The organism is Cereibacter azotoformans, from assembly GCF_021391315.1.
In the GTDB taxonomy this organism is placed as follows: Bacteria; Pseudomonadota; Alphaproteobacteria; order Rhodobacterales; family Rhodobacteraceae; genus Cereibacter_A; species Cereibacter_A azotoformans.
Window position 1 is genome coordinate 1,245,176 of record NZ_CP090021.1, and the last position, 26,402, is coordinate 1,271,577.

Sequence of the window (26,402 nt, forward strand, 5' to 3'; positions counted from 1 at the left end):
CTAAGAAACGAGGAAACCAGCGCCAGAGGACGGGAAGATTTACCAGACGGAAGAGTTTGCGCGGCAGAACCAGGATCGCGGCGGCCCCGTTGAGCCAGAGGTCGGGGGAGAGCGCAAGCGGGATCGTCGGGAACGGGGGATGCGGTCGGGCCCGTCGAGCGGGCAGGGCGACCGGCGCAAGCCGGCCGCAGCCACGGCCCTTCCGGCGGCTCGCGGCTTCTGCCACAACTGTGCGGCGTGAACAGCCAGAGGGATGACCATGAGCGGCTTGCTGGCCTTGCTGGACGATGTGGCCTCGATCGCCAAGGTCGCCGCGGCATCGGTGGACGATGTGATCGGGCAGGCCGCCAAGGCGGGTGCCAAGGCCGCGGGCGCCGTCATCGACGATGCGGCCGTGACGCCGAAATATGTGCAGGGCTTCGACGCCTCCCGCGAGATCCCGATCGTGTGGCGCATCGCCAAGGGCTCGTTCTTCAACAAGCTGGTGATCCTGTTGCCCGCGGCGCTCCTGCTGTCGGCCTTCGCGCCCTGGGCGATCCCGCCGCTGCTGATGCTCGGCGGCGCCTACCTCTGTTTTGAAGGGGCCGAGAAGGTGGCCCATCTGTTCGGCGGCCACCACGAGGCGGACGAGGCGGCCTCGGGCGATCCCACCCATCTCGAGGAGCAGAAGGTTGCGGGGGCGATCAAGACCGACTTCATCCTCTCGGCCGAGATCATGACCATCGTGCTGGCGGCCCTGCCGCCGGGCGGGATTGTCATGAAGGCGGCCTCGCTGGCTGCGGCGGGCTCCGGCATCACGGTGCTGGTCTATGGCGGGGTTGCGGCCATCGTGAAGGCCGATGACCTGGGCGTGCTGATGAGCCTGCGCGGCCGGCTTGCCGTGACGCGCGCCCTCGGGCGCGGGATCGTGCACGGCATGCCGCGCTTCCTGAAGCTCCTGGCCGCGGTCGGCACGGCCGCGATGATCTGGGTCGGCGGGGCCATCGTGATCCACGGGCTCTACGAGCTGGGTTGGGGCTGGCTGCACCACCACATCCACGACATTGCGGTGGCCGTGGCCGCACGGGTTCCACAGGCGCCGGGCCTGGTGGAATGGATCGTTACGGCCTTCTTCGACGGGCTTTTCGGGCTGGCCCTCGGCCTCGCGCTGATTCCGGTGGCAACCCGGATCATCGCGCCCGCCTGGAGGCTCGTCGCCCGCCTCCGGCCCCGAGCCAGGCCGCACCGGTAGCTGTTCAGGCCCGGCATCTGGTGGATCGGGTCGAGGACCAATCCATCTGGCTCCGAGGTCCGGACCTAGCAGGTCTATTCGTAGGCTGTGAGGTCCCTGAGGGTCTTGAGCCGCCGGGCGAAGTCGTGCTCTGCCATGACATCCGCGACGTGGTTTGCAGTTGATCGGGGCTGTCGTAGTGGAAGTGCTCGACCATGGCGCACTTGCCGTGTGAGCTGCTGCCCGAAGAACGCCAGCGCCTGATCCCGTCTCAGCGTCTTGCGCAGAGCCGTCCGCCCCGAGGCGGTCGAGCCATGCGCGTGAAACACAGTCTTCGGCAGGTCGAACCCGACCGTGACGGTCTCCGACATGACCGCTCCCCTCTGTGGATCCTCGCAGACCCACCCTGACACATCAATGCCGTCGCGGAGCGGTCACATCATCAGAGCCGTGTCGGATGCGTCAGCCGACCCCGTCCCCCGTCGCCGTTTCAGTCCATCGCCTTGAAGTTGAAGGCCGAGCCTTCCTTGATCCCGCTCGGCCAGCGCGAGGTGATGGTCTTGGTGCGGGTGTAGAAGCGGAAGGCGTCCGGCCCGTGCTGGTTCAGGTCGCCGAAGGCCGATTTCTTCCAGCCGCCAAAGGTGTGATAGGCCAGCGGCACCGGGATCGGCACGTTGATCCCGATCATCCCCACATTCACCCGGTTGGCGAAGTCGCGCGCCGCGTCGCCGTCGCGCGTGAAGATCGCCGTGCCGTTGCCGTACTCGTGGTGCATCGCAAGGCTCAACGCCTCTTCGTAGGAGGCCGCGCGGACGGTCGAAAGCACCGGGCCGAAGATCTCCTTGCGGTAGATGTCCATCTCGGGCGTGACGTGGTCGAAGAGATGCGGGCCGACGAAGAAGCCGCTCTCGTAGCCCTGGAGCGCGAAGTTGCGCCCGTCCACCACCAGCTTCGCGCCCTGCTCGATGCCCGAGTTCACGAGGCGCAGAATGTTCTCCTTCGCCGCCGCGGTGACCACCGGGCCGTAGTCCACGTCGTTGCCGCCCGTATAGGGGCCGACCTTCAGCTTCTCGATCCGCGGGATCAGCCGCTCGATCAGCGCGTCGGCGGTGTCGTCGCCCACCGGCACCGCGACCGAGATCGCCATGCAGCGTTCGCCGGCCGCGCCATAGCCCGCGCCCACCAGCGCATCGGCCGCCTGATCCAGGTCGGCGTCCGGCATGATGATCATGTGGTTCTTGGCGCCGCCGAAGCACTGCACGCGCTTGCCGTTCGCGCAGCCGCGGGAATAGATGTATTCCGCAATCGGGGTCGAGCCGACGAAGCCCACGGCGGCGATCGTGGGATTGTCGAGGATGGCGTCCACCGCCTCCTTGTCGCCGTTCACCACCTGCAGGACGCCGTCGGGCAGGCCGGCCTCCTGGAAGATCTCGGCCAGCATCAGGGGAACCGAGGGGTCGCGCTCGGAGGGCTTCAGGATGAAGGCGTTGCCCGCGGCCAGCGCCGGGCCCATCTTCCAGAGCGGGATCATGGCCGGGAAGTTGAACGGCGTGATGCCCGCGGCCACGCCCAGCGGCTGGCGCATCGAATACATGTCGATGCCGGGGCCCGCGCTGTCGGTGAACTCGCCCTTCAGAAGGTGCGGCGCGCCGATGCAGAACTCGATCACCTCAAGCCCGCGCTGCACGTCGCCCTTGGCGTCGGGCAGGGTCTTGCCGTGCTCGCGGCTCAGCGCCTCGGCCAGCTTGTCCATGTCGCGGTTCAGAAGGCGCACCACCTCCATCATCACGCGGGCGCGGCGCTGCGGATTGGTGGCGCCCCATTTCACCTGCGCCTCGGCGGCCGAGGCCACGGCGGCGTCCAGCTCGGCCTTCGAGGCGAGCGGCACCCGGGCCTGCACCTCGCCGGTGGCGGGGTTGAAGACATCGGCAAAGCGGCCCGAGCTGCCCTTGACGTGCTTGCCGTCGATCCAGTGGCTCAGTTCTACCATGGAATCCTCCCTTGGTTGGGCGGCAGGATAGCTTGCAATTCCCGGTGAGAAAGCGGCAAGACTTCAAAAGCGTCTTGCAGAAATGCCCGAACGGAGGCCGCTTTGGACTGGGACGACCTGCGCATCTTCCTTGCCGTGGCGCGCGTCGAGAGCCTGTCGGGGGCGGGTCGCGGCCTGAGGCTGGATCCGGCGACGGTGGGCCGCCGCGTGGCGCGGCTCGAGGAGGCGCTGGGGGCGCCGCTCTTCGCCAAGAGCCCGCAGGGCTACGCGCTGACCGAGGCGGGGCAGCGCCTGCTGGCCCATGCCGAGCGGGCCGAGCAGGCGGTGACCGAGGCGGCCGAGGATCTTCAGGGCGCCGCAGGGCTCTCGGGGCAGATCCGCATCGGGGCGCCGGATGGCTGCGCGAACTACCTGCTGCCGCAGGTGCTGGCTGCGATCTGCGACGGGAACCCCGGGCTCGAGGTGCAGATCGTGGCCCTTCCGCGGGTCTTCAACCTCTCGAAGCGCGAAGCCGACATGGCGATCGGGGTGAGCCGGCCCGAGGCCGGGCGGCTGCGGGTGCAGAAGCTGGCCGACTACCATCTGCATCTGGCGGCCAGCCGGGACTATCTGGCGCGCCACCCGCCGATCGCCACGCTCGAGGATCTCGTGGCGCACCGGATGGTGGGCTACATCCCCGACATGATCTTCGACAAGGAGCTGGATTACCTGACGGGGCTCGGCTCGGGGGCGGTGCCCTTCGCCTCGAACTCGGTGTCGGTGCAGCTCAACTGGCTCCGGGCCGGGGCCGGGGTGGGGATCGTGCATGATTTCGCCATGCCTTCGGCCCCCGAACTGGTGAAGATCCTGCCGGAGGCGCTCAGCCTCCGCCGCAGCTTCTGGCTCATCCGGCATCAGGACGATGCCCGGCTCGAGCGGCTGAACAGGTTCGCCGACGCGCTGGCGCAGGGGCTGAAGCGGGAAGTCCTACGACTGGAGGACATGACTCGCCCGTAAATTGCGTTAGACTGATTCTCGGATGGAGAATTCGGGAGGAGGCCCGCAAGATGCTCGTTCAGCAGATACTGAAGACCAAGTCCGATGATGGTGTGGTGACGGTGCCGCCGGGGTCGAGCGTCGCGCAGGCGGCCGAGGTGCTGTCTTCGCGCCGGATCGGCGCGGTCGTGGTGTCGCGCGACGGCAAGCGGCCGGACGGGATGCTCTCCGAGCGCGACATCGTGCGCGAGCTGGGGCGGCGCGGGCCCGGCTGCCTCTCGGACACGGTCGAATCGATCATGACCTCGAAGATCGTGACCTGCGCCTGTTCGGACGAGGCGGACGGGATCATGCAGATCATGACCGAGGGCCGCTTCCGCCACCTGCCGGTGATGGCCGAGGGCGAGATGGTCGGGCTGATCTCGATCGGAGACGTCGTGAAGGCGCGCCTGTCGGAGCTGTCGATGGAGAAGGATGCGCTGGAAGGGATGATCAAGGGATTCTGACGCGGCGTTTCGGGCTTGCATCCCGCTTCGCGATGCGTTTGCGTGCCTTCCGACCAAGTGGGAGGCATCATGCGCATCGGTCTATATCCCGGCACCTTCGATCCGCTGACGCTCGGCCATCTCGACATCATCCAGCGGGCCATGGCGCTGGTGGACCGTCTGGTGATCGGCGTCGCCATCAACCGGGACAAGGGGCCGCTGTTCTCGCTCGAAGAGCGCGTGCGCATGGTCGAGAGCGAGTGCCGCGCCATCGCCGCCAACGGTGGCGAGATCGTGGTGCATCCGTTCGAGAATCTGCTGATCGACTGCGCCCGCGACGTGGGGGCCTCGGTGATCCTGCGCGGACTGCGCGCGGTGGCCGATTTCGAATACGAGTTCCAGATGGTCGGCATGAACCGGGCGCTCGATGCGGGCATCGAGACCGTGTTCCTGATGGCCGACGCCCGCCGTCAGGCCATTGCCTCGAAGCTGGTCAAGGAGATCGCCCGGCTCGGCGGGGATGTGTCGAGTTTCGTCACGCCCGATGTGGGCGCGGCGCTGATGGCCAAGTATCGCTGAAATCGGCGGGCCCGGCGGCCCGGCCGCCGGAGGGGCTGGCGGATGCACAGCCCGCATCGCGGCGGATGGACGGCCGTATCCTGCGTCAGCCCCAGACGGCGCGCCGGGCAAAGGCGTCCACGTCGTAGATGTCGAGGTCGAGCCGGGTGTCGATCGGCAGGCGGGCCAGTTCGGCGCGGGTGCGCCGATAGCGGGCATGGTCGCGCAGCGCGGCGAAAATCGGTTGGATCAGGGTTTTCATTGTCATGTGTCCTTCGAGAGTTCCTTTCCTCCTCGCGCTCTAATTGGCGTCGAATGTTGGCGCTAACAACGGCCGTTATCGCCGTGCTGCCATGCAGCATGCGCAAGGCGCGAAACCGACGCCGCCGGGAGGCGCATCCGCGCACGCTCTCGTGATCGCGCGCGGAAGCATCAAAGGGCGTCTCTGGCTGGCATGTTTCTTGCCGCTCCTGCCGCAGATGGTGGGACCAGAGGGCCGGCATGGACATCGCAGCAATCATCGGACTGATCGGGGCCGTCGTCATGGTCGTGGGCTCGATGATCTATGCGGGCGGCGTAACGCCCTTCGTGGACATTCCGTCCTTCTTCATCGTGGTGGTGGGCACGGCCTTCATCGTCCTCGCCATGAAGCCGTTTCCGGTCTTTCTCGGTCATTTCAAGGCGATGTCGAAGGTGTTCAAGCCGACGCGCTTCGACACGAACGAGGTGATCTCGATCATGGTCGAACTGTCCAACACCGCGCGCAAGGACGGGATCATGGCGCTCGAGGGCAAGGCGGTGCCCGATCCCTTCTTCGAGAAGGGCCTGCAGCTTCTGGTGGACGGCACGGACGAGGCCAAGCTCGTCAAGCAGCTCAAGTACGAGATCAAGGCGATGAAGGTCCGGCACGAGGCCTATCAGGGCGCGGTCAAGGCCTGGATCGACATCGGCCCCGCGATGGGGATGGTGGGGACGCTGATCGGGCTCGTGCTGATGCTGGGCAACATGACCGACCCGAAGTCCATCGGCCCCGCCATGGCCGTCGCGCTGCTGACGACGCTTTACGGCGCGCTGATGGCCAATGTGATCTTCGCGCCGATCCTCAACAAGCTCGAGGGCTACTCGGCCGATGAGGTGACCTACCGCGAGCTGGTGATCGAGGGGCTGCGCGGGATCGCGCGCGGCGAGTCCGCGCGGGTGATCGAGGATCAGATGGTCTGCGCCCTCGACCGCAAGCAGCAGCTGAAGCGCAAGGCCGCCTGAGGACGTCATGGCAGCCAAACCCAAGGTCGTCCGATTTCAGCCTCCGGTTCCCGACGATGACGAGGACGGCGACGAATGCCCGAAATGCCCGCCTCCGGGGGCGCCGGCCTGGCTTGCGACCTTCGCCGACATCGCGACGAACCTCATGGCCTTCTTCGTGCTGATCCTGGGATTTGCCAAGTTCGACGAGCCCTCCTTCAGCAAGATGGCGGGGGCGATGCGCGAGACCTTCGGCTTCCACTCGATCCGCGACGCGACCTCGGGCAACACGGTGATCGAGCTGGGTATGCCGCCGGCGGACCCTGACGGGCTGCATCCCGACGAACGGTCGGACATGGGCGGCAGCGAAGAGCCGGGGGGCGATGCGCCCGAGCGGGTGGCCGAGGCGCTGCGCGAGGCGCTCGAGCAGGGCGAGCTGCAGGTCCGGTCGGAAGATGGTTCGGTCGTGATCGAACTGCCGGGCAAGCAGGCGGCGCAGGCGCTCGCGCAGGCGCTGGCCGAGGCCGCGGGTGTCGGAACCGGCCCCTTGCCCGAGCCGCAGACCACGGCCCAGCCGCGGCCGGAGCCTCAGGCGGGCCCTGCCGGTCCGGGAGAGGGCACAGGCGCGCCGGCCGGTCCGCCGATGGGCGGAGAGGACGGGGCGGCGCTGCGCAAGTCGGTGCGGGCCGAGCTGGACACGCTGCGGCTGCGCAATGCGCTTGACCGCGAGGTGGCCGAGGGGCTGGTGAAGGTCGAGCAGATGGATGGCAAGGTCTTCGTCAGCCTCGGCGCGGGCGGCTCCTTCACCTCGGGCTCCGACGTGCTGTCCGAGGACGCGCGGGCGGTCATGTCGAGGATCGCCGAGGCGACGCAGCATCCCGAGCGGACGATCACCGTCACCGGGCACACCGACAACGTGCCGGTCGCGGGCGGCGCCTTCCGGGACAACATCGCGCTCGCGGCGGGCCGGGCGGCGAGCGTGGTGCGCGAGCTGGTGGCCACGGGCGGGGTCGATCCCGGCCGCATCACGGCCGTGAGCCGGGGCGAGTTCGATCCGGTCGCGGACAATGCGACAGAGGCCGGCCGCACCCAGAATCGCCGGATCGAGATCGAGATCACCTATGACGACTAGCGTGGGATGAAAGTGACTTGCCCGAGGCACAGGCGCGGCGCCGGGCCTCGGGCACGGTGTTTAGGAACGGCCAGGCCCGAAGCGGCGCCGTAAGGGCGCCCGCAGAAGCGCACCAGGCCCAACATGTTCAATCCGCCGGATGTGACGCTTGCCGCAATGCCGTGCCTTCGGGTAACCATACGCCGTTTGACATAGGATGGGCCCGTGCCTCCCGATCTGAGAACCGGCATACTGACGCTGTGGGTTGCGACAGCGGCGACGGCGGGCGGGCAGGCCAGCCTCTCCTGCGAGGGGCCGGCCGGCGCGGAAGACATGGTCGAACAGCTCTGCCGGACGCTGGAGGAGGTGGTTCGGGATCGCCACGGGCTCGACCCGCTGGGGGACGAGGCGGCGCCGGTCGCCCTGCACCTCCGGCTGGTCGCGTCGCGGCCGACGGCGCTCTCGGCGCAGTTGCACTGGTCCTCGGGCGACGCCGGCGGTGAAAGTCCGGTTCTCGACCTGACGGTCGAAGACAGTGATGCCATCCCCGCATCCGCCCTGCCGGGCTTCCTGAGAAGCCTTGTGGAGCTTGTGGACCCTCCGCTTCCTCCGGCTAACCGGCCAAACGAATGACCGAAGAAGGAACCGCCCCATGAACCTGTCATCCCTGTTCCCGTGGGCGGTCGGACCTGCCGATTGGCCGAAGGCCGTGGCCGCGACCGTCTCGCGGTATCTGGTGCCCTCAGCCGATGAGGGGCCGGAGCTTCTCTGGCCAGCCGGAAAACCCGATCGGGCAGGGGACCGGGGCGGTCCTGACCTCAAGGCGGTGGCCGCGCCCGGACCCGAGGAGGACGGCCCGGAAGGCCGCTCGCACGAGGCGAGGGTTTTTGACCGGGGCCTGTTCAGCGGGCCTGCGGATGAGGCTTCCGCATCCCCAGACAGTGAGCCTGCGGCAATCTCGGTCCAGCGGGACGAGGCCTTCGCCTTCACGCTCGGTCCGTCGGCAACGTCCGGCACGTCGTTCGCGCCATCCTTCGGCTCCGTGCAGCAGATCGCGACGCAGCTCGTGAGCGGTTACTGGCAGTGGAAAGGCGCGCCGGCTCGCGCTTACGACGTGAAGCCGGGCGACACGCTCAACGTGGACTTCTCGGGCCTCACCGCCGACGGCAAGCGTCTCGCGACCCTTGCGCTGCAGAGCTGGTCGGACGTGACCGGCATCCGCTTCAACACCAACCCGGCGCGGCTGGCGACGGTCCATATCACGATGGATGATGTCGAACCCGGGGCAAGCACGTCCACGACGTACATGGGCAGCAAGATCCTGAAATCCCATGTCAACATCGGCACGAAATGGCTCTCGGACTACGGGACCGACGTCAACAGCTATTCGCTGCAGACCTACATTCACGAACTTGGCCACGCGCTGGGTCTGGGCCATCCGGGGAACTACAACGGCTGGGCCAACTACGGCACCGACAACCTGTTCCTCAACGACAGCTGGCAGGCCACGGTCATGTCCTATTTCAGCCAGACCGAGAACACCACCATCAAGGCCGACCGGGCCTTCGTCGTCACGCCGATGATCGCGGACATCGTGGCGGTCCAGATGATCTACGGCACGCCCAGCGGCCTCCGCGCGGGAAACACCACCTACGGCGACAACTCGAACGCCGGCGGCATGTATGACCGGATCGCGAGCCTGCCGGGGCGCGAGGTCGCCTGGACCATCTATGATCAGGGCGGCCGCGACATCCTCGACCTGCGGTCCGCGACGGCGGCGCAGGTGATCGACCTCCGGCCGGGCAGCGTCTCGAACGTCTATGGCGCCGTGGGCAACCTCTCCATCGCGCAGGGAACGGTGATCGAGGTGGCGCGGGGCGGCAAGGGCAATGACGTCATCATCGGGAATTCGGCCCACAACGACCTGAGCGGCGGGGGCGGCTCGGACACGCTGCGCGGCGGGGCGGGCAATGACATCTACCGCGTGGACGGAGGCGACCGCGTGATCGAGCTTGCGGGCAACGGCATCGACCGCGTGATCTCGAGCGCGAGCTTCCAGCTTGGCGCGCATGTCGAGAACCTGACGCTGACGGGGAACCGCGCGATCAACGGCACGGGGAACGATCTGGCCAATGTGATCGTTGGCAATGGCGCGGCCAATGTGCTCACCGGGCGGGGAGGGGCCGACAGCTTTGTCTTCTCCACCGCCCTCGGCGGCGGCAATGTGGACCGGATCACGGATTTCAACGTGGTCGATGACACGATCCGGCTGGACGACGCGATCTTCCGGGCCCTTGCACCGGGGCGCCTCGCAGGCTCTGCCTTCAGCGCGAACGCGGCCGGCCGGGCGAAGGATGCGACCGACCGGATCATCTACGAAACCGACACCGGCTCGCTCTGGTACGACGCGGACGGCACGGGCGGCGCGGCGCCGATCCGGTTCGCCGTGCTTGCGCCGGGCCTCTCCGTCACGGCGGCGGACTTCCTCGTCATCTGAGGGGCGAGCGATGGCTGCCTGCGGGGCGGCCGTGGCGGCAAATTGCGCCTTTCGGACGGGCGGCAGGTCGTGGCACCCATGCAGGGCCGCCCGCCGGACTGGCCACCGAGAGGAGATGAGCCGATGACCCCTGCCGAGATCCGCAAGGCCCGCGCCGCCAATCACCGCGCCCGTGCCCGCGACTTTGCCGACAGCCACGGTCTTGCCGAGGCGGCACTGGTCGCGGCCTTCACAGGGAAGGGGGTCGTGGCGGTGGAGGCCGGGCCCGAGAGGCTACTGCCGCCTGTGCGCCAGCTGGGCGAGAGCCTGGCCCTGACCCGCAACGCCTCGGCCGTGCAGGAGCGCGAGGGCCGCTATGGCCCGCTTGCGCCCCCCGGCGAGGGATGGACCCTGACGGGCGACGGGATCGAGCTGCAGATCGATCCGCGGCATTGGGTTCATGCCTTTGCCGTGACCGAGGAAACGGCGAAAGGGGCCAAACGCTCGATCCAGGTCTTCGACGCGGCCGGCGAGGCGGTGCACAAGATCCACCTGACCGGGACCAGCGACGTGGCGGCCTTCGGGCGCCTGATCGAGGAACTGCGGCTGGCGAAGCAGAGCGACGATCTTCCGCTCGTTCCCGCGGGCCCGGCCGCCCCGTCGGGCAGCCCGGCCGACGCCGGCCTGACGCAGCTGTGGGATGAATCGCCCTCGCCGGAGGCCCTTGGCCCCCGGTTGGCAGCCGCGGGGATCTCGCCGCCCGATGTCCTCAAGGAACTGGGGGCGCCGAGGGCCCGGCCGCTTCGGCCTGTCGCGATGACCGAACTGCTTGAGCGGGCGGCCGCGGGCGGAGTGCCGCTGGAGATCCGCGGAGGCAACCCCGGGTGCCTGCAGATCTTCCGCGGCCGGGTGGAGCGTATCCTGCCGGCCGGCTACTGGATCAACGTCATGGATCCCGGCTACAACCTGCATCTGCGCACCGACCACCTCGCCTCGGTGTATCTGACCGACCGGGGCCCTGCGGGCGGCCTGACGGTCGAGGCCTATGATGCGGCCGGCAGCCTGATCCTTGCCGTCACGGGCGAGGAGGGATGGGATCTGGTGGCCCACGGGCTTTCGGCCGTGCCCTGACCCGCGGGATCGGCCCCGCGACGGGCTCAGGCGCATGGCGCGCTCTCCTTCGGAGGGGGTTGCGGCCGTTTGAGACGTGGACGCAGCCCCGCCGCGCGCGCTAGGCCATCAGCAGACGCTGCGGCTCTGACCCGGTGGGCGCCCGCGGCCGCCGCTCGTCGTTCGCGCACCACGGAGACTGTCATGCGCCCTGCCATCATCGTCCGTTCCATCCGTGGCTGTCCGGCCAGCGAGGTGCCGCTCGACGAGACGCGACTCGCGGCGCTCCTCGCCACGAACGATGACGAATTTCCCGACGAGGCCGCTTTGCTGCGCCACCTTCGCCGGGGCCGCCCGGTCTACATGATGATGGGCGAATACAGGCTCCGGCCCGAGGACCAGTTCCGCCTGGTGCAAGGCGGCTGAGCCCGCGCGCACGGGTGCCGGGGTCCGCACCTTCTGCACAGCGCCTGTGCGTGTCTTCTCGTTTCCGCCCTGCGGGATTTCCTCTAGCTCTCGGCGCGAAAGGAGATCCCCAATGGCCCTCGGCAACACACCCCGCAGCTACGGAACGGTTGAGCGCACCTTCCACTGGCTGATGGCGCTCATGATCCTGAGCGTTGCGCCCCTCGGCATTCTGGCCGAAGGGCTTCCCCATGACACAGCCGAGGCGGTGGCGCGAAAGGCGCTGCTCTTCTCGCTGCACAAGACCCTCGGGGTCACGATCTTCCTGCTGGCGCTGGCCCGTCTCGTCTGGGTGGCGATCCAGCCGCGGCCCGCGCCGCTTCATCCCGAGCGGCGGCTCGAGACGGCACTGGCGGGTTGGGTGCACGGGTTCCTCTATCTCTCGCTGGTGCTGGTGCCCCTCGCGGGGTGGGTGGAGCATGCCGCGACCGACGGCTTCGCGCCGATCCTCTGGCCGTTGGGGCAATCGCTGCCGCTGGTGCCCAAGTCGCCCGCGGTGGCCGAGGTGGCCGCCACGCTGCATGTGACCTTCGCATGGGGCCTGATCGGGGCCATCGGGCTCCATCTGGCGGGCGTCGTCAAACATGCGCTGGTGGACCGAGACGCGACGCTCGCGCGGATGGTCCGGGGCGTCGAGGGAGGGCGGGGGCAGGCTGCCCGCCACCGGGGCCCGGCCCTTGCCGCGCTTGCCGTCTATGCGGTCGCTGCGGGCGCCGCGCTGGCCCTGATGCCCTCCGACAGGCCCGCTTCGCCGCCGAGGCTGGCCGAAGTCGCATCGGATTGGGTGGTCGAGGAGGGGGCTCTGACCTTCACGGTGCGCCAGATGGGCAGCGAGGTCACCGGCTCCTTTGGCGAGTGGACCGCCGCCATCCGCTTCGAGCAGGAGCCGGTTGCAGGACGGAACGGCGATGTCCGGGTGACGATCGCAATGCCGAGCGTGACCATCGGCTCGGTGACCAGCCAGGCGCAGGAGGAGGAGTTCTTCAACGTGGCTGGCCATCCCGAGGCCGTCTTCGCCGCCGACATCCTGCCGGAGGGCGCTGGCCATGTCGCGCGGGGCGTGCTCGATCTGCGGGGGGTCGAGGTGCCGGTCGATCTGCCCTTTGACCTCGAGATCGACGGCGAGACGGCGCGGATGAAGGGCTCGGTCACGTTGGACCGTCGCGACTTTGCGATCGGACAGAGCTACGCGGACGAAGCGACCGTCGGCCATGACGTGCGCGTTGATGTGGCGCTGACGGCGCGGCGCGCAGCCGCGGTGGAGTGATCCGGGCCGCGCGGGCGACGGGATGCGATGCGAAAAGGGCCGCCAATGGCGGCCCTTCCTTTGATTCCATCGCGCCAAGGGCAAACGTGCCGCCCGACGCGAACCGATGCGCCTCACTCGGCCTTCATCGCCTCGATCGAGATCTGGATCTGCACCTCGTCGGACACGAAGGGCGCGAACTTGCCAAGCTCGAAGTCCGACCGCAGGACCGTGGTGGTGGCGTCGAACCCGGCCCAGGGCTTGTTCTCCATCGGGTGCATTCCGGCCTGGTTCAGCGTCGCGTCGAGCACCACGGGCTTCGTCACGCCGTTCAGCGTCAGGTCGCCGGTGATCTTCGCCGTCTTCTCGCCGGTCACCTCGATGTCGGTGGAGGTGAAGGTCACCATCTCGTCCTCGCTCGCATCGAAGAAGTCGGCCGACATGAAATGTTCGAACCGCGCTTCCCAGCCGGTCAGCATCGACCGAACCGGGAAGGAGACCGTGACCGACGAGGCGGCCGGATCGTCCTGGTCGAACGCGATCTCGCCCTCGAAGCCCGAGAACATGCCGCTTCCGGTCGAGAAGCCGAGGTGGTTGTAGCTGAAGACGATCTGGCTGTGGCTCGGATCGAGGACATAGGCCTCGGGGGCGGCGACGGCGGCCGAGGCGGAGAAGGCGAGGGCGGTTGCAAGGGCGATGTGCTTCATTCGGATTTTCCTTTCTGGATGATGCAGGACAGTCGCCCGCCGATGCCGGGATCACAATGCACAGCCATCAACAACCGATGTGCATGGAGGAACATGGGAGGTGGCCGCTGCAGCGCGAGACGACCATCGACAGGCCGCATGGTCCGTGGCGAGCCCGTCGCATGAAGCGCATCCCGGGGGGGACGCCGTTGGCCCGGACGTAGACAGAGCGGCGCGCCGAGGTTACGGCGCTGCCAGCGGTCCAAGGTCGTCCTGCCAGTCCGCGGTGTGCTGCCGAACCACAAGCAGACCTGGGCCAGCATCCGCAAGATATCGGACCCGCCGGCTTCCGTCCGCCACCTGACGTTCAAGTCGCAGGAGGTCGAACCCGGCTGATCCGCCTCGGCCCGGTTCCGTCCGGGCCGCGTGCCGCCGAAGGCATGCCGTCACGTCACCCGCAGGGTCGCCGTCCGGCGGAACAGGACCGCGGCCAGCGCAAGATTGGTGGCGGCGATCCCCGCCAGCACGGCGAGCGTGCCTTCCGCGCCGACAAGGGCGATCAGCCCCGCGCCCACCAGCGGTGCCGCGGCCTGCGCCACGAGCGACGGCCGGGCCAGACGACCCATCACGCTCGGATAGCGCTCGGGGCCGAACAGCGCCATCGGCAGCGCGCCGCGGGCGATCGAATAGACGCCGTTGCCCGCGCCATAGAGGATCAGCGCCAGCGCCGGCCACTCCGACGCCGCCAGCAGGACCAGCCCGGCCGCGGTGGCACTCACCGCAGCGAGCAGCGTCCAGACCGGGTGATGGCGGGTGCCGCCCGCCATCTCGACCAGCCGCCCGCCGACCTGCGCCGGGCCGATCAGCGCGCCAAGTGCCACCGCCGCCGCCAGCGGCAGCCCCCGCGCGCCCAGCAGCCCGATCAGATGCACCGCGATGATGGTGACCGCGAGGCCCGCGAGCGTCTGGATCGCCGCCATGATGCGGAAGGCCGCGCGCTCGTCGCCCGCCAGCTCGGCCGGCGGAACATGGTCGCGCGCCTCAAGCCTCGGCGCCTTCGGGGTCGCTCGCAGCAGCAGCGGTACCGAGATCGCCAGATGCAGCCCCGCATAGGCGGCGGTCGTCCCGCGCCAGCCGACGCTCTCCAGCATCAGCGCCGAGAGCGGCCAGCAGACCGTGCTCGCAAACCCGCCCCAGAGCGTCAGCAGCGTGATCGCCCGCCGCGCCTCGCGCCCGTAGATCTGGCCCAGCGTGGCGAAGGCGGGATCGTAGAGCCCCGCGGCCATGCCCGCTCCCATGAGCATCCAGCCGGCGACGAACACCGCGAGGTTCGGCGCCAGCGCCAGCATCATCAGGCCGGCCGAGATCGCCAGACAACCCGCCACCAGAACCGGCCGCCCGCCATGGCGCGCAATGGTGCGGCCGACCAGCGGCGAGGCGAGCCCCGCGACCAGCAGCCCGACCGAGAGCGATCCCACCACCCAGGGCAGCGGCCAGCCCGTGTCCGCAGCGATCGGCGTGGCCAGCACCGCCATCAGGTAGTAGCTGCTGCCCCAGGCGAGGATCTGAACCACCCCCAGCGCCGCCGCGAGCCTCGCCTGCGAACTCACCGCACGGCCGCCGAGAGGTTCACCCGCGCCTCCAGCGCCTTCGCCGCCTCCTTCCGCTCGGAGTAGCGGTCGGTGAGGTGGGCCGAGACATCGCGGGTGAGAAGCGTGAACTTCACCAGCTCCTCCATCACGTCCACCACCCGGTCGTAGAGCGGCGAGGCCCGCATCCGCCCCGCCTCGTCGAACTCGGCGAAGGCCTTCGGGACCGAGGACTGGTTCGGGATCGTCACCATCCGCATCCAGCGCCCCAGCACCCGCATCTGATTCAGCGCGTTGAAGCTCTGCGAGCCGCCCGAGACCTGCATCAGCGCCAGCGTCCGCCCCTGCGTCGGCCGGATCGCGCCCATGCTCAGCGGAATCCAGTCGATCTGCGCCTTCATCACCCCGGTCATCGCGCCATGCCGCTCGGGCGAGCACCAGACCTGCCCCTCCGACCAGAGGCAGGCCTCGCGCAGTTCGGCGACCTTGGGATGGCTCGCCTCGGCATCATCGGGGAGAGGCAGGCCATCCGCGTGAAAGATCCGCGTCTCGCAGCCAAAGAGGCGCAGCAGGCGCTCCGCCTCGAGCGTCAGGAAGCGGCTGTAACTCCGTTCGCGCAGAGATCCGTAGAGCAGCAGGATGCGCGGCGGATGGGTGGAGCGCGGCCCGGCCAGCGCCGTCGGATCGGGAAACCGCACCGACCCGGCATCGAGGTTCGGCAGGTCGCTCATGCCCGCACCTCGAACCAGCGCGACCGGAGCCGCAGCGCCACATGCACCAGCAGAACCAGCACCGGCACCTCGACCAGCGGGCCGATGACCGTGGCAAAAGCCACCGGCGAGGCGAGGCCGAAGGCCGCGATGGCGACCGCGATGGCGAGTTCGAAATTGTTGCCGGCGGCGGTGAAGGCGATGGCCGTGGTGCGGGGATAGTCGCGGGCGATCAGCCGGCCGAGGACGAAGCTCACCCCGAACATGATCGCGAAGTAGAGCGCGAGCGGCAGCGCGATCCGCACGGCATCCGCGGGCAGACGCAGGATCTCGCCACCCTTCAGGCTGAACATGGCGACGATGGTGAAGAGAAGCGCCGCCAGCGTCAGCGGCCCGATCCGCGGCAGGAACTTCTCCTCGTACCAGCCCGCGCCTTTCCGCGTGATCAGCACCCGCCGCGTCAGGAAACCGGCGGCGAAGGGGATGCCCAGATAGATCAGCACCGCCTGCGCGATGGTCGCGAAGCTCACGTCGATCACGCTGCCCTCAATCCCGAACAACGGCGGCAGCAGCCCGAGGAAGATCCAGGCGTAAAGTGGGAAGAACAGGATCTGGAAGATCGAGTTGAAGGCCACGAGGCCCGCGACATACTGGTTGTCTCCCTCCGCCAGCTGGTTCCAGACCAGCACCATGGCGATGCAGCGGGCAAGCCCGATCAGGATCACGCCGGTCATGTAGTCGGGATGGTCGTGCAGGAAGATCACCGCCAGCGCGAACATGAGCACCGGCCCGATCAGCCAGTTTTGCACCAGCGACAATGCAAGCACCCTCCCGTCGCGGAAGACGCGCGGAAGCTCCTCGTAGCGGACGCGGGCGAGCGGGGGATACATCATCAGGATCAGCCCCGCCGCGATCGGCAGGTTGGTGGTGCCGACCGAGGCCGCGTCGAGCGCGCCGGGAAGGCTGGGGAAGATCCGGCCCAGCAGCAGCCCCAGCGCCATGGCGGCGAAGATCCAGAGCGTGAGCCAGCGGTCAAGGAAGGAAAGACGGTGCATCAGATCTCCGGTCCGCAGGTCATCAGGGTGGCCGAGGCCGGGCAGATCGCCGCGGCCTGCCGGGTGGCAAGGATTTCGGCCGGCGCGTTGCCGCGCGGCACGGTGTGGAAGCCGTGGCGGGCGAAGAACGGGGCGGCGGTCGTGGTTAGGAGCCAGACCGCCGCGGCTCCCGCCGCCTCGGTCATCAGATGGGAAAGGATGGCCCCGCCCAGACCTTCGCCACGCCGCCCTTCGGGCACCACGATCGAGCGCAGCAGCGCATGGGCTCCGTGCCGCTCGATCCCGCCGAAGCCCGCCGGCCGGTCCCCGCTGCGATAGGCGAAGAAGCCGCGGCCCGGCTCGGTCAGGTCGTCCGTGGGCAGGCCGGCGGCCGTCAGAGCGGCGATCAGCGCCGGGTCGTTGCCGGCCACCGGGCGGGCGTCGAGGCGGCGGGTCTCAGCCATGGCGCGTCTCGGCCTGCGGTGACGGCGCGCAGATCTCGGGCCGCCCGTCGCAGCAGTCGCGCATCAGGAAGGCCACGAGATCCGACAGCACCGGATAGGCTGCCGCATAGATCACGAAGCGCCCCTCGCGGCGCGAGGTGACGAGGCGCGCCTGTTCGAGGTGCGCGAGATGGAACGAGAGGCGGGAGGAACTCGCCCCGATCGCTGCGCCGATCTCGCCGGCCGGCAAACCCTCCGGGCCGGCGCGCACCAGAAGCCGCACGATCTGCAGCCGCGTCTCCTGCGAGAGGCCGGCAAAGGCGGTCAGGGCGGTTCGGTCGTCCATATCTCAACATCTCAAGAATGGTTGCAACGTTACCCCCGGCGTCACCCGAGGGTCAAGCCTGACGGCAAGAGACCCACCGCGCGCACGCGAGCAATGCGCGCCCGCCTGCGGATGAATGGCCGCCGAGCCCGTGTGGCGGTCGGACAGGCCGCGACTTCGCCGCCCATCTTGACACAGATCAGGGCGCTCCACCCCACACATGCGCCAATGCGCATATTGGGGAGCAAGCTGATGATCGTGACCGTCCTCTCGGCCCTTGCCGAACCGACCCGCCTTGGGGCGATGCGCCTTCTGGCCGATGGGTCGGGGCATTGCGTCTGTGAACTCATGCGCAAGCTCGGCGCGACGCAAAGCCGGATGTCGCGGCACATGCAGGTGCTGAAGCAGGCGGGCCTCGTGGTCGATCGCCGGGATGCGCAATGGGTGCGCTACCGGATCAACCCCGACCTTCCGCCCCCGCTGTCCCGGCTGCTCGATGCCGCGCTGTCGGCGGAGGAGGTCCCGGCATGAGCGTCTTCGGCTGGATGAACGATCAGATCCTGCGGATGGACTGGCTGAACGATCTCGTGGGGGAGGGGGTGCGGGCCGTGGGCCTCGACCCGGCCTCGCGGCTGGGTGGGTCGATCCAGTTCTTCCTCTATGACGTGATCAAGATCTTCGCGCTGCTGTCGGTGCTGATCTTCGTCATCTCCTGGGTCCAGAGCCATTTCCCGCCTGAGCGCACCCGCGCGATGCTGGGCGGCCGCTCGGGGCTTGACGCAAACACGATGGCCGCGCTCCTGGGCACGTTGACGCCCTTCTGTTCCTGCTCGTCGATCCCGCTCTTCATCGGCTTCACGGCTGCTGGCCTGCCGCTCTCGGTCACCTTCTCCTTCCTGATCTCGTCGCCGCTGGTGGACCTTGCATCCGTGATCCTGCTGGCCTCGATCTTCAACTGGCCGATCGCGCTCGCCTATGTCGCGGTCGGGCTGGTGGTGGCGGTCGTCGGCGGCACGGTGATCGGCCGGCTGGGGATGGAGGATCAGGTGGCGGCCTTCGTGCGGACGGTCCCGGTCTCGGGCGAGGCCGCGACGCTCACGCAGCGCGAACGGCTGGCCTATGCGCGCGATCAGCTGGCCGAGATCCTCCGCCGGGTCTGGCCCTATGTGCTGATCGGCGTGGGCATCGGGGCCGCGATCCACAACTGGATCCCCGCCGAGGTGATCTCGGCCCTGATCGGGCAGGACAAGTGGTGGTCCGTCCCGGTGGCGGTGCTGGTGGGGATTCCGATGTACGCCGACATCTTCGGCACGCTGCCGATCGCCGAGGCGCTGGTGGGCAAGGGCGTGGGACTGGGCACGGTGCTTGCGTTCATGATGGCCGTCACGGCCCTGTCGCTGCCGTCGCTGATCCTGCTGCGGCGGGTGGTGAAGCTGCCGCTGCTCGTCACCTTCACCGGCGTCGTCACGGTCGGCATCCTGTCGATCGGCCTCGTCTTCAACGCGATTTCCGACTGGTTCATCTGACGAAGGGAGACGCCCATGATCATCAGCATCCTCGGTTCGGGCTGCAGGAAATGCGTGACGCTGGCCGAGAACGCCCGCGCCGCGGCGGCCGCTGCCGGCAAGCCGGCCGAGATCGTCAAGGTGACGGACCTCGCCGAGATCGCGGCCTACGGGGTGATGTCCACCCCGGCGCTCGTCGTGGACGGAAAGCTCGTCTCCTCGGGCAAGGTGCTCACGGCGGAGGAGATCGCCAAGCTGCTTTGAGCGACGGCCGCGGATCCTGCCGGCGCGGGATCGGGCCCGATGTTGGCCGCAAAGCCGGCTGTCACAAAAGCTTCGCTTGACGCGCGGCCTTTAGATTCCATAAATCCCGAATTATGGAACATGAAGCCGCCGTCCGTCATTTTGCAGCCCTTGGCCATCCCGGCCGCCTTGCCGTCGTTCGCCTGCTTCTGCGGCACGCGCCGCGGGGCGTGCGGCCGACCGAGATCGCGGCGACGCTCGGGATGAGGCCGAACACGCTTTCGCACCATCTGGCCGAACTGGAGGTGGCGGGGCTGATCGGTTCGACGCGCGAGGGGCGGTCGCTGTTCTACAGCGTGCGGCTGCCCGAAGTGGCGGCGCTCATTGCCTACCTCGGCCAGGATTGCGGCCGGGGTCGCCCCGACCTGATGCCCACGCATCCAACGGAGATCGCCATGGACCACCCCTTCAACGTGCTCTTCATCTGCTCGGGCAACTCGGCCCGGTCCATCTTCGCCGAGGCGATCCTGAACGCCGCCCCCGGCCAGCGTTTCCGCGCCTTCTCGGCCGGCACGCGACCGAACAGCCGGCTGAACCCCTTCGCGCTCGAGGTGCTGGATCGCAACGGTCTCGACACGTCGGGCCTGCGCTCGAAGCATGTCGCCGAGTTCGAGGGGCCGGACGCGCCGAAGATGGATTTCGTCTTCACCGTCTGCGCGCAGGCGGCGTCGGACGAATGCGCGCCCTGGCCGGGGCAGCCGCTGACCGCGCATTGGGGGATGCCGGACCCGGCGAAGGTCGAGGGGACGGATGCCGAAAAGGGCCTCGCCTTCGCCAAGGCCTTCGGCGAGTTGCACCGCCGGATCTCGGCCTTCACCCAGCTGCCCTTCGACCAGCTGGAGCGGCTGGCGCTGCAGCAGCACCTCGACCGGCTGGGAGAGGCCTGATGGCGCGCATCGCGATCAACGGCCTCGGCCGGATGGGCAAGCTTCTGCTGCGTGAACTGATCGACCGTGGCATGGGCGGTGACATCGTGCTCTTGAACGACGCCGAGGGTGATCCGGCGCAGCACGCGCTGCTGCTGGAGTTCGACAGCGTTCACGGCCGCTGGCCGACGCCGGTGGCCCATGATGCCGAGAGCCTGACGCTGGCTGGCCACCGCGTGCCCCTGAGGCGCGCCCGGCGGATCGAGGACCTGCCGCTTGCCGATCTGGGCGTCGATCTGGTGGTCGATTGCACCGGGGTCTTCAAGACGGCGGCGAAGATCGCGCCCTATTTCGAGGCGGTGGGCAAGGTGGTGGTCTCGGCGCCGGTCAAGGACGGCGGCGCGCTGAACCTCGTCTATGGCATCAACCATCACCTCTACGACGGCAGCCAGCGGCTGGTGACGGCGGCCTCCTGCACGACGAACTGCCTCGCCCCGGTGGTGAAGGTGCTCCATGAGGCAATCGGCATCCGGCATGGCTCGATCACCACGATCCATGACGTGACGAACACGCAAACCATCGTGGACCGCCCCGCCAAGGACATGCGCCGGGCGCGCTCGGCGCTGATGAACCTGATCCCGACCACGACCGGCTCGGCCACCGCGATCGGGCTGATTTACCCGGAACTGAAGGGGCGGCTGAACGGCCATGCGGTGCGGGTGCCGCTTCTGAACGCCTCGCTGACCGATTGCGTCTTCGAGGTCGCGCGGCCCACGACGGCGGAAGAGGTCAACGGGCTTCTCGCCAGGGCCGCAGCGGGTCCGCTGCGGGGGATCCTGGGATATGAGGAACGGCCACTGGTCTCGTCGGATTTCCTGAACGATCCGCGCTCGGCGGTGGTGGATGCGGCCTCGACGATGGTCATCGGAGGGACGCAGGTGAAGCTCTACGCCTGGTATGACAACGAATGGGGCTATGTCTGCCGGCTGGCCGACATCACCCGGATGGTGGCGGAGAGTCCGGCATGACTGTGCGGGGGCGTAAGTTGTGTTCCTGCTCCCGCTGCGCCAGGGGTTGCAGCGGCGTTCGGCGGAGGCATCCGATGACCCGCAGCCTGCGCGGCGACGGGGCCCGGCCGTGAGCGTCGCCGCCCCCTCGGGTCTCCGCGCCTATGCCGCCGTCACCGCCGCCTACTGGGCCTTCATGCTCAGCGATGGCGCGCTGCGGATGCTGGTGCTGCTGCATTTCAACGGGCTGGGCTTCTCGCCGGTGCAACTGGCCTGGCTGTTCCTGCTCTACGAGCTGGCGGGGATCGTGACCAACCTCTCGGCGGGCTGGCTTGCCGCGCGTTTCGGGCTGACCTCGACGCTTTACGCAGGCCTCGGGTTGCAGATCGGCGCGCTCGGCGCGCTGGCCATGCTGGATCCGGCGTGGAGCATCCCGGCCTCGGTCGCCTTCGTCATGGCGGTGCAGGGGGTCTCGGGCGTGGCGAAGGATCTCGCCAAGATGTCCTCGAAGAGCGCGGTGAAGATCCTCGCGCCGGCGGGCGACGGGCTCTTCCGCTGGGTGGCGCTGCTCACCGGATCGAAGAACGCGGTGAAGGGGGCGGGCTTCTTCCTCGGCGCGGCGCTCTTGGCGCTGGCGGGGTTCCAGGCCGCCGTCTGGGGGATGGCGGCGGTGCTGGCGCTGATCCTGCTGGCCGTGGTGCTCTGGATGCCCGAGGGCCTGCCGCGCGGGGTGAAGGGCACGAAGATCGCCTCGGTCTGGTCGCGCGATCCGGCGATCAACCGGTTGTCGCTGGCGCGGATGTTCCTGTTCGGCGCGCGCGACGTGTGGTTCGTGGTGGGCATCCCGGTCTATTTCCAGTCGGTCCTGTCGGACGGCACGGCCGAGGGAAGGCGCGAGGCCTTCTTCCTGATCGGCGGGTTCATGGCCCTCTGGATCATCGGCTACGGCGCGGTTCAGGGCATGGCCCCGCGGCTGATCCGCGGCGACGCCGCAGCCCAGGCCCGCCGCTGGGCCGGATGGCTCACGCCGATCCCGTTCGCGCTCGCGGCGCTCTCCGTGGCGGCGGGAGAGCCGGCCATGTGGCTGACGCTGACGCTGGTCGCGGGGCTTCTGCTCTTCGGCTTCGTGTTCGCGGTGAACTCGTCGCTGCACTCCTACCTGATTCTGGCCTTCTCGAAGGCCGAGCGGGTGACGATGGACGTGGGCTTCTACTACATGGCGAACGCCGCCGGCCGGCTGGTCGGCACGCTGCTCTCGGGCCTCAGCTACCAGTGGGGCGGGCTGCCCCTCTGCCTCGCCACCGCCGGAGCCATGGCCGCCGCGAGCTGGCTCGCCGCGCGGCGGATCGGGTCGAGGGACGTCTGATGGCGGCCCCCGCTCCGATGCTGCGGCAAGGCTCCTTGGGTGAGCATCGGTGGCCAGTTTGCGAAAGCTGCGACGTGGCACGTCGTCCACTTCGAGCGGCCTCGACCTTTGGCGGTCGCACTCTGCGTGTCGCGTCAATCGCTGCGTATGTCTCGAATGTCTTCGCCAAGGAAACCACATGACCAAAGGGCCGACGCCGCTCATCGGGTCTACGGATCCGCCCGCGCGGCGCAACCGGGCGAGTCGCAGAGGCGGCCAGCTACTAACGCGAGCTCGAAGCTCATCCTGTGCATCGGCCTGCCCGCACCTTCGTGCTCCCGGAGCCTCTGTCCCGGATGCTCGCAGCATACGCCGTCAGCAAGAAAGGCCGCCAGCCGGAACGGAGCCCCGATCGTCTCATACCGGTTAGCAATCCCATCGAACGGCTGAACAAGGAAGTGAAGCGGCGTGCCGACGTCCTGGGGATCACCGAGGCCCAGATCATGAGCGTGCTGCGTCAGGCTGAGGGCGGGATACCCGTGCCCGAGCTATGCCGCGAGCATGGGATCAGCAGCGCGACGTTCTACAAGTGGCGGGCCAGGTATGGCGGCATGGACGCGTCCATGATGAGCCAGATGAAGGCCTTGGAGGACGAGAACCGGCGCCTGAAGCGCATGTTCGCGGACCTGAGCATGCAGGCCGATCTGCTGCGAGAGGCGCTTGGAAAAAGTGACGCGGCCAGCTCAGCGCCGAGAGTTGGCCGAGAAGGCGGTGGCGACGAAGGGGGTCAGCATCGCGCTCGCCTGCCGGGCGTTCGGGGTCAGCGAGACCTGTTTCCGTTACTGCCCGAAGCGCGACGACGAGAACGAGATGATCGCCGATCTGCTGGTCGGGCTGAGGAATGTCCACAAGACCTGGGGCTTCGGGCTGTGTTTCCTGCACCTGCGCAACGTGAAGGGGCATGTCTGGACCCACAAGCGGGTCCACCGGATCTACTGCGCGCTGGAGCTGAACCTGCGCATCAAGCCTCGACGCAGGCTCAAGCGCGAGAGGCCTGAGGAACTGGCGGTTCCTGAAGCCCCGAACCTGGTCTGGTCCATGGACTTCATGGCCGATCGCCTGGCCGACGCGCCAGTTCCGGCTTCTGAACGTGCTGGACGATTTCAACCGTGAGGGCCTGGGGATCGAGGCCGACTTCTCGCTGCCCGCCGAGCGGGTCGTCCGGTCGCTGAACCAGATCATCGAGTGGCGCGGCAAGCCCTTTGCGATCAGGGTCGACAATGGCCCCGAATATGTCAGTTCCACACTGATGACCTGGGCCGAGAGGCAGGGCATCGCGCTGACCTACATCCAGCCCGGCAAGCCGCAGCAGAACGCCTATGTCGAGCGCTACAACCGGACGGTCCGGCACGAATGGCTGGACCTCTACATCTTCGAAACCATCGAGGAGGTGCAGCGGACCGCCACCGAATGGCTATGGACCTATAACAACGAACGCCCCAACATGGGCATCGGCGGGGTCACACCCGCCATGAAGCTGAAAATGGCCGCGTGAGTTCTACGGTCGCGCCCCGTTAAAGTGGGGAGGATTACCAAGTCACACCAGCTTCTCGGCGTTAACCTCAGCACGCGCCGATCGTCGACGCGCGGCTTGTCATGGCTCTTTCGAAAGAACGGCTTCAGGCGATCCACTTGCGCCTCTGACAGGCAGTAGAGGTTGCTCATCGGTCAGGTCTCCTTGCGAGCCCTGAATCACCCCAACTGCCCGAAATCAATGGAACTGGAGCCTAGAAATGGATCCCTTGCGAGCCGCTGTTTTAACCGTTATCAGAAGGATCATAGCTCCGTAGCTCAACTGGATAGAGCACCTGACTTCTAAGCATCTTGTCAAGCGGTGATATGGTGTTGAAACAAAATAGGAAATGCGCTTAGCTGCTCGCGGCGAACCGTTTTCCGAACCGCTTTCGCGGCCCCGTAGCACAACTGGATAGTGCAGCGGTCTTCTAAACCGCAGGTTCCGCGTTCGAGTCGCGGCGGGGTCGCCAAAATATTGTTTTTATTGCTAAAGTTCGACATCCAAACACCGACTTTTCGAGAAAAGCCGGCGTCCTGAGCGCGCTGGCAGCGAATACTGGGGCATCCGAATGCTTTGGGTGAGATGGGTACTGCTGTGGCCGGGTCCAAGAGCTTGAGATCCTCGTCCGTTGCCCCGGGCCTTCAGGCGCGGGCCGCAAACGGTCGTCACCTACGACTCGGCCGCACATAGGTCAAGGTGGAAATGCCGATGGAAGCTTCTGCTTCAGGCGGACCCCCCCGTCAGGGTAGTTGTCACCGGTTCTGGATCTGGAAGTGTATCCTGAGGCGGGCGGGACAGGACGACGGGTTTGGCTTACTCACCGGAACGAAAGGCGGCGGTTCTTACGAAGATGCTGCCGCCGAACAACATGCCCCTGGGTAATCCTCCCGGTTTTAGCGGGATCCGGCCGTAGAATTCACGCGGCCATCTTCAGCTTCATGGCAGGTGTGACCCCGCCGATGCCCATGTTGGGGCGTTCGTTGTTGTAGTTCCAGAGCCATTCGGTGGCGATCTGCTGCACTTCCTCGATGGTTTCAAAGATGTAGAGGTCCAGCCATTCATGCCGGACCGTCCGGTTGTAGCGCTCGACGTAAGCGTTCTGCTGCGGCTTGCCGGGCTGGATGTAGGTCAGGGCGATGCCCTGCTTCGAAGCCCAGGTCATCAGCGTGGAACTGACGTATTCCGGGCCGTTGTCCACCCTGATCGCCAAGGGCTTGCCGCGCCACTCGATGATCTGGTTCAGCGACCGGACGACCCGCTCGGCGGGCAGCGAGAAGTCGACCTCGATACCCAGACCTTCGCGGTTGAAGTCGTCCAGCACGTTCAACAGCCGGAACTGCCGCCCATCCGCCAGCCGATCGGCCATGAAATCCATCGACCAGACCAGGTTCGGCGCCTCGGGCACGGCCAGTTCCTCGGGCTTCTCCCGCTTCAGCCGTCGCCGCGGCTTGATGCGCAGGTTCAGTTCCAGTTCGCAGTAGATCCGATGGACCCGCTTGTGGTTCCAGACGTGCCCTTTGACGTTCCGCAGGTGCAGGAAACACAGCCCGAACCCCCAGGTCTTGTGGACATTGGTCAGCCCGACCAGCAGGTCTGCGATCATCTCGTTCTCTTCGTCGCGCTTCGGGCTGTAGCGGAAACAGGTCTCGCTGACGCCAAACGCCCGGCAGGCCAGCGCGATGCTCACACCCTTCGTCGCCACCGCCTTCTCGGCCAGCTCGCGGCGCTGAGCTGGCCGCGTCACTTTTTTCCAAGGGCCTCGCGAAGCAGGTCGGCCTGCATACTCAGGTCGGCGAACATGCGCTTCAGCCGCCGGTTCTCGTCCTCGAGGGCCTTCATCTGGCTCATCATGGACGCGTCCATGCCGCCATACTTCGCCCGCCACTTGTAGAACGTCGCAGTGCTGATCCCATGCTCGCGGCACAGTTCGGCCACGGCCAAACCGCCCTCCGCCTGACGCAGCACGCCCATGATCTGGGCTTCGGTGAAACGGCTCTTCTTCATCGGAATCTCCTCGTCCATCCTGCCGAGAAAATTCTACTTCCGCATCCCTCCCGCCCCGTCAGGGTAGTTGTCACCGGTTCTGGATCTGGAAGTGTATCCTGAGGCGGGCGGGACAGGACGACGGGTTTGGCTTACTCACCG

Annotated in this window: 26 protein-coding genes, 1 tRNA gene and 3 pseudogenes; 19 read left to right on the forward strand and 11 right to left on the reverse strand. The window is 67.8% G+C overall.

What is annotated here, in order from left to right:
* Window positions 1–259 precede the first annotated feature (259 nt).
* Window positions 260–1,231, forward strand: a complete 972-nt coding sequence (locus tag LV780_RS06250; RefSeq protein ID WP_108222287.1) for a DUF808 domain-containing protein — start codon at window positions 260–262, stop codon at window positions 1,229–1,231.
* A 218-nt stretch (window positions 1,232–1,449) separates the two neighbouring features.
* On the opposite strand, the pseudogene LV780_RS06255 reads toward LV780_RS06250, so the two are convergent.
* Window positions 1,450–1,581: pseudogene (locus tag LV780_RS06255) on the reverse strand (IS110 family transposase); the annotation flags it as partial.
* Between the two features lie 119 nt (window positions 1,582–1,700).
* Window positions 1,701–3,200, reverse strand: coding sequence for a CoA-acylating methylmalonate-semialdehyde dehydrogenase (locus LV780_RS06260; RefSeq protein ID WP_108222274.1), 1,500 nt, complete (start codon window positions 3,198–3,200; stop codon window positions 1,701–1,703).
* A gap of 102 nt (window positions 3,201–3,302) precedes the next feature.
* On the opposite strand from LV780_RS06260, the gene LV780_RS06265 reads away from it, so the two are divergent.
* The 3 genes from LV780_RS06265 to coaD all read left to right on the forward strand — a co-directional run bounded on the left by LV780_RS06265 (window position 3,303) and on the right by coaD (window position 5,239).
* Window positions 3,303–4,196: a LysR family transcriptional regulator gene (locus tag LV780_RS06265; protein WP_108222275.1), complete on the forward strand. Its 894-nt coding sequence runs from the start codon at window positions 3,303–3,305 to the stop codon at window positions 4,194–4,196.
* Window positions 4,197–4,246: 50 nt separating this feature from the next.
* A complete protein-coding gene (locus tag LV780_RS06270; RefSeq protein WP_011908423.1) occupies window positions 4,247–4,681 on the forward strand; it encodes a CBS domain-containing protein in 435 nt (144 codons plus the stop codon).
* Window positions 4,682–4,750: 69 nt separating this feature from the next.
* Complete coding sequence (gene coaD, locus LV780_RS06275; protein WP_011908424.1) at window positions 4,751–5,239, forward strand: pantetheine-phosphate adenylyltransferase; 489 nt, start codon at window positions 4,751–4,753, stop codon at window positions 5,237–5,239.
* 85 nt (window positions 5,240–5,324) lie between these two features.
* Here coaD and LV780_RS06280 read toward each other — a convergent pair whose 3' ends face one another.
* Window positions 5,325–5,480, reverse strand: coding sequence for a DUF1127 domain-containing protein (locus LV780_RS06280; RefSeq protein ID WP_011908425.1), 156 nt, complete (start codon window positions 5,478–5,480; stop codon window positions 5,325–5,327).
* 239 nt (window positions 5,481–5,719) lie between these two features.
* Between LV780_RS06280 and LV780_RS06285 the strand changes: the two genes are divergently transcribed.
* The 7 genes from LV780_RS06285 (at window position 5,720) to LV780_RS06315 (ending at window position 12,889) form a co-directional block, all read left to right on the forward strand.
* Window positions 5,720–6,481, forward strand: coding sequence for a motility protein A (locus LV780_RS06285; protein ID WP_011908426.1), 762 nt, complete (start codon window positions 5,720–5,722; stop codon window positions 6,479–6,481).
* 7 nt (window positions 6,482–6,488) lie between these two features.
* Window positions 6,489–7,592 carry an OmpA family protein gene (locus LV780_RS06290; RefSeq protein ID WP_101340037.1) on the forward strand — a complete coding sequence of 368 codons (1,104 nt, stop codon included), beginning with the start codon at window positions 6,489–6,491 and terminating at the stop codon, window positions 7,590–7,592.
* A 204-nt stretch (window positions 7,593–7,796) separates the two neighbouring features.
* Window positions 7,797–8,204: a hypothetical protein gene (locus LV780_RS06295; protein WP_108222276.1), complete on the forward strand. Its 408-nt coding sequence runs from the start codon at window positions 7,797–7,799 to the stop codon at window positions 8,202–8,204.
* A gap of 19 nt (window positions 8,205–8,223) precedes the next feature.
* Window positions 8,224–10,068 (forward strand): M10 family metallopeptidase, encoded by a 1,845-nt coding sequence (locus LV780_RS06300; RefSeq protein ID WP_108222277.1) that lies wholly within the window; start codon window positions 8,224–8,226, stop codon window positions 10,066–10,068.
* A 123-nt stretch (window positions 10,069–10,191) separates the two neighbouring features.
* On the forward strand, window positions 10,192–11,178 hold the full coding sequence (locus LV780_RS06305; protein WP_108222278.1) for a ChuX/HutX family heme-like substrate-binding protein: 987 nt from the start codon (window positions 10,192–10,194) through the stop codon (window positions 11,176–11,178).
* 183 nt (window positions 11,179–11,361) lie between these two features.
* Window positions 11,362–11,583 carry a hypothetical protein gene (locus LV780_RS06310; RefSeq protein WP_044248009.1) on the forward strand — a complete coding sequence of 74 codons (222 nt, stop codon included), beginning with the start codon at window positions 11,362–11,364 and terminating at the stop codon, window positions 11,581–11,583.
* Between the two features lie 112 nt (window positions 11,584–11,695).
* Window positions 11,696–12,889, forward strand: a complete 1,194-nt coding sequence (locus LV780_RS06315) for a cytochrome b/b6 domain-containing protein (protein WP_108222279.1) — start codon at window positions 11,696–11,698, stop codon at window positions 12,887–12,889.
* Window positions 12,890–13,002: 113 nt separating this feature from the next.
* Here the strand turns inward: LV780_RS06315 and LV780_RS06320 are convergent, their stop codons facing one another.
* From LV780_RS06320 to LV780_RS06345, 6 genes are all read right to left on the reverse strand, one after another.
* A complete protein-coding gene (locus tag LV780_RS06320; RefSeq protein WP_011908433.1) occupies window positions 13,003–13,575 on the reverse strand; it encodes a YceI family protein in 573 nt (190 codons plus the stop codon).
* A 425-nt stretch (window positions 13,576–14,000) separates the two neighbouring features.
* Entirely contained in the window at window positions 14,001–15,164 is a 1,164-nt protein-coding gene (locus tag LV780_RS06325; protein WP_108222280.1) for an MFS transporter, read from the reverse strand.
* A complete protein-coding gene (gene arsH / locus LV780_RS06330) occupies window positions 15,161–15,874 on the reverse strand; it encodes an arsenical resistance protein ArsH (RefSeq protein WP_108222281.1) in 714 nt (237 codons plus the stop codon). Before arsH ends, LV780_RS06325 begins: the two co-directional genes overlap by 4 nt.
* Window positions 15,871–16,908, reverse strand: a complete 1,038-nt coding sequence (arsB, locus tag LV780_RS06335) for an ACR3 family arsenite efflux transporter (protein ID WP_011908436.1) — start codon at window positions 16,906–16,908, stop codon at window positions 15,871–15,873. Before arsB ends, arsH begins: the two co-directional genes overlap by 4 nt.
* The gene (gene arsN2 / locus LV780_RS06340) at window positions 16,908–17,351 is read right to left on the reverse strand and encodes an arsenic resistance N-acetyltransferase ArsN2 (RefSeq protein WP_108222282.1); all 444 of its coding nucleotides are present in this window, start codon (window positions 17,349–17,351) and stop codon (window positions 16,908–16,910) included. Before arsN2 ends, arsB begins: the two co-directional genes overlap by 1 nt.
* Entirely contained in the window at window positions 17,344–17,676 is a 333-nt protein-coding gene (locus LV780_RS06345; RefSeq protein ID WP_101340045.1) for an ArsR/SmtB family transcription factor, read from the reverse strand. The genes arsN2 and LV780_RS06345 overlap by 8 nt, the downstream gene beginning before the upstream one ends.
* Before the next feature lie 231 nt (window positions 17,677–17,907).
* Between LV780_RS06345 and LV780_RS06350 the strand changes: the two genes are divergently transcribed.
* From LV780_RS06350 to LV780_RS06380, 7 genes and pseudogenes are all read left to right on the forward strand, one after another.
* Entirely contained in the window at window positions 17,908–18,186 is a 279-nt protein-coding gene (locus LV780_RS06350; protein ID WP_108222283.1) for an ArsR/SmtB family transcription factor, read from the forward strand.
* A complete protein-coding gene (locus LV780_RS06355) occupies window positions 18,183–19,181 on the forward strand; it encodes a permease (protein WP_108222284.1) in 999 nt (332 codons plus the stop codon). The genes LV780_RS06350 and LV780_RS06355 overlap by 4 nt, the downstream gene beginning before the upstream one ends.
* Window positions 19,182–19,196: 15 nt before the next feature.
* Entirely contained in the window at window positions 19,197–19,424 is a 228-nt protein-coding gene (locus LV780_RS06360) for a thioredoxin family protein (RefSeq protein ID WP_011908441.1), read from the forward strand.
* Window positions 19,425–19,537: 113 nt separating this feature from the next.
* On the forward strand, window positions 19,538–20,350 hold the full coding sequence (locus tag LV780_RS06365; protein WP_101340047.1) for a metalloregulator ArsR/SmtB family transcription factor: 813 nt from the start codon (window positions 19,538–19,540) through the stop codon (window positions 20,348–20,350).
* Window positions 20,350–21,357: an ArsJ-associated glyceraldehyde-3-phosphate dehydrogenase gene (locus LV780_RS06370; protein WP_108222285.1), complete on the forward strand. Its 1,008-nt coding sequence runs from the start codon at window positions 20,350–20,352 to the stop codon at window positions 21,355–21,357. The genes LV780_RS06365 and LV780_RS06370 overlap by 1 nt, the downstream gene beginning before the upstream one ends.
* Before the next feature lie 109 nt (window positions 21,358–21,466).
* Window positions 21,467–22,702 (forward strand): organoarsenical effux MFS transporter ArsJ, encoded by a 1,236-nt coding sequence (arsJ, locus tag LV780_RS06375; RefSeq protein ID WP_044248683.1) that lies wholly within the window; start codon window positions 21,467–21,469, stop codon window positions 22,700–22,702.
* Between the two features lie 482 nt (window positions 22,703–23,184).
* Window positions 23,185–24,236: pseudogene (locus LV780_RS06380) on the forward strand (IS3 family transposase).
* A 41-nt stretch (window positions 24,237–24,277) separates the two neighbouring features.
* Here LV780_RS06380 and LV780_RS06385 read toward each other — a convergent pair.
* Window positions 24,278–24,406, reverse strand: a pseudogene (locus tag LV780_RS06385) (IS5/IS1182 family transposase); the annotation flags it as partial.
* Between the two features lie 243 nt (window positions 24,407–24,649).
* On the opposite strand from LV780_RS06385, the gene LV780_RS06390 reads away from it, so the two are divergent.
* A tRNA-Arg gene (locus LV780_RS06390) sits at window positions 24,650–24,726 on the forward strand.
* A gap of 447 nt (window positions 24,727–25,173) precedes the next feature.
* Here LV780_RS06390 and LV780_RS06395 read toward each other — a convergent pair.
* A protein-coding gene (locus LV780_RS06395) for an IS3 family transposase (protein ID WP_117345046.1) occupies window positions 25,174–26,261 on the reverse strand; the annotation gives its coding sequence in 2 pieces (ribosomal slippage) (window positions 25,174–26,000 and window positions 26,000–26,261; 1,089 coding nt in all).
* Window positions 26,262–26,402: the final 141 nt, after the last annotated feature.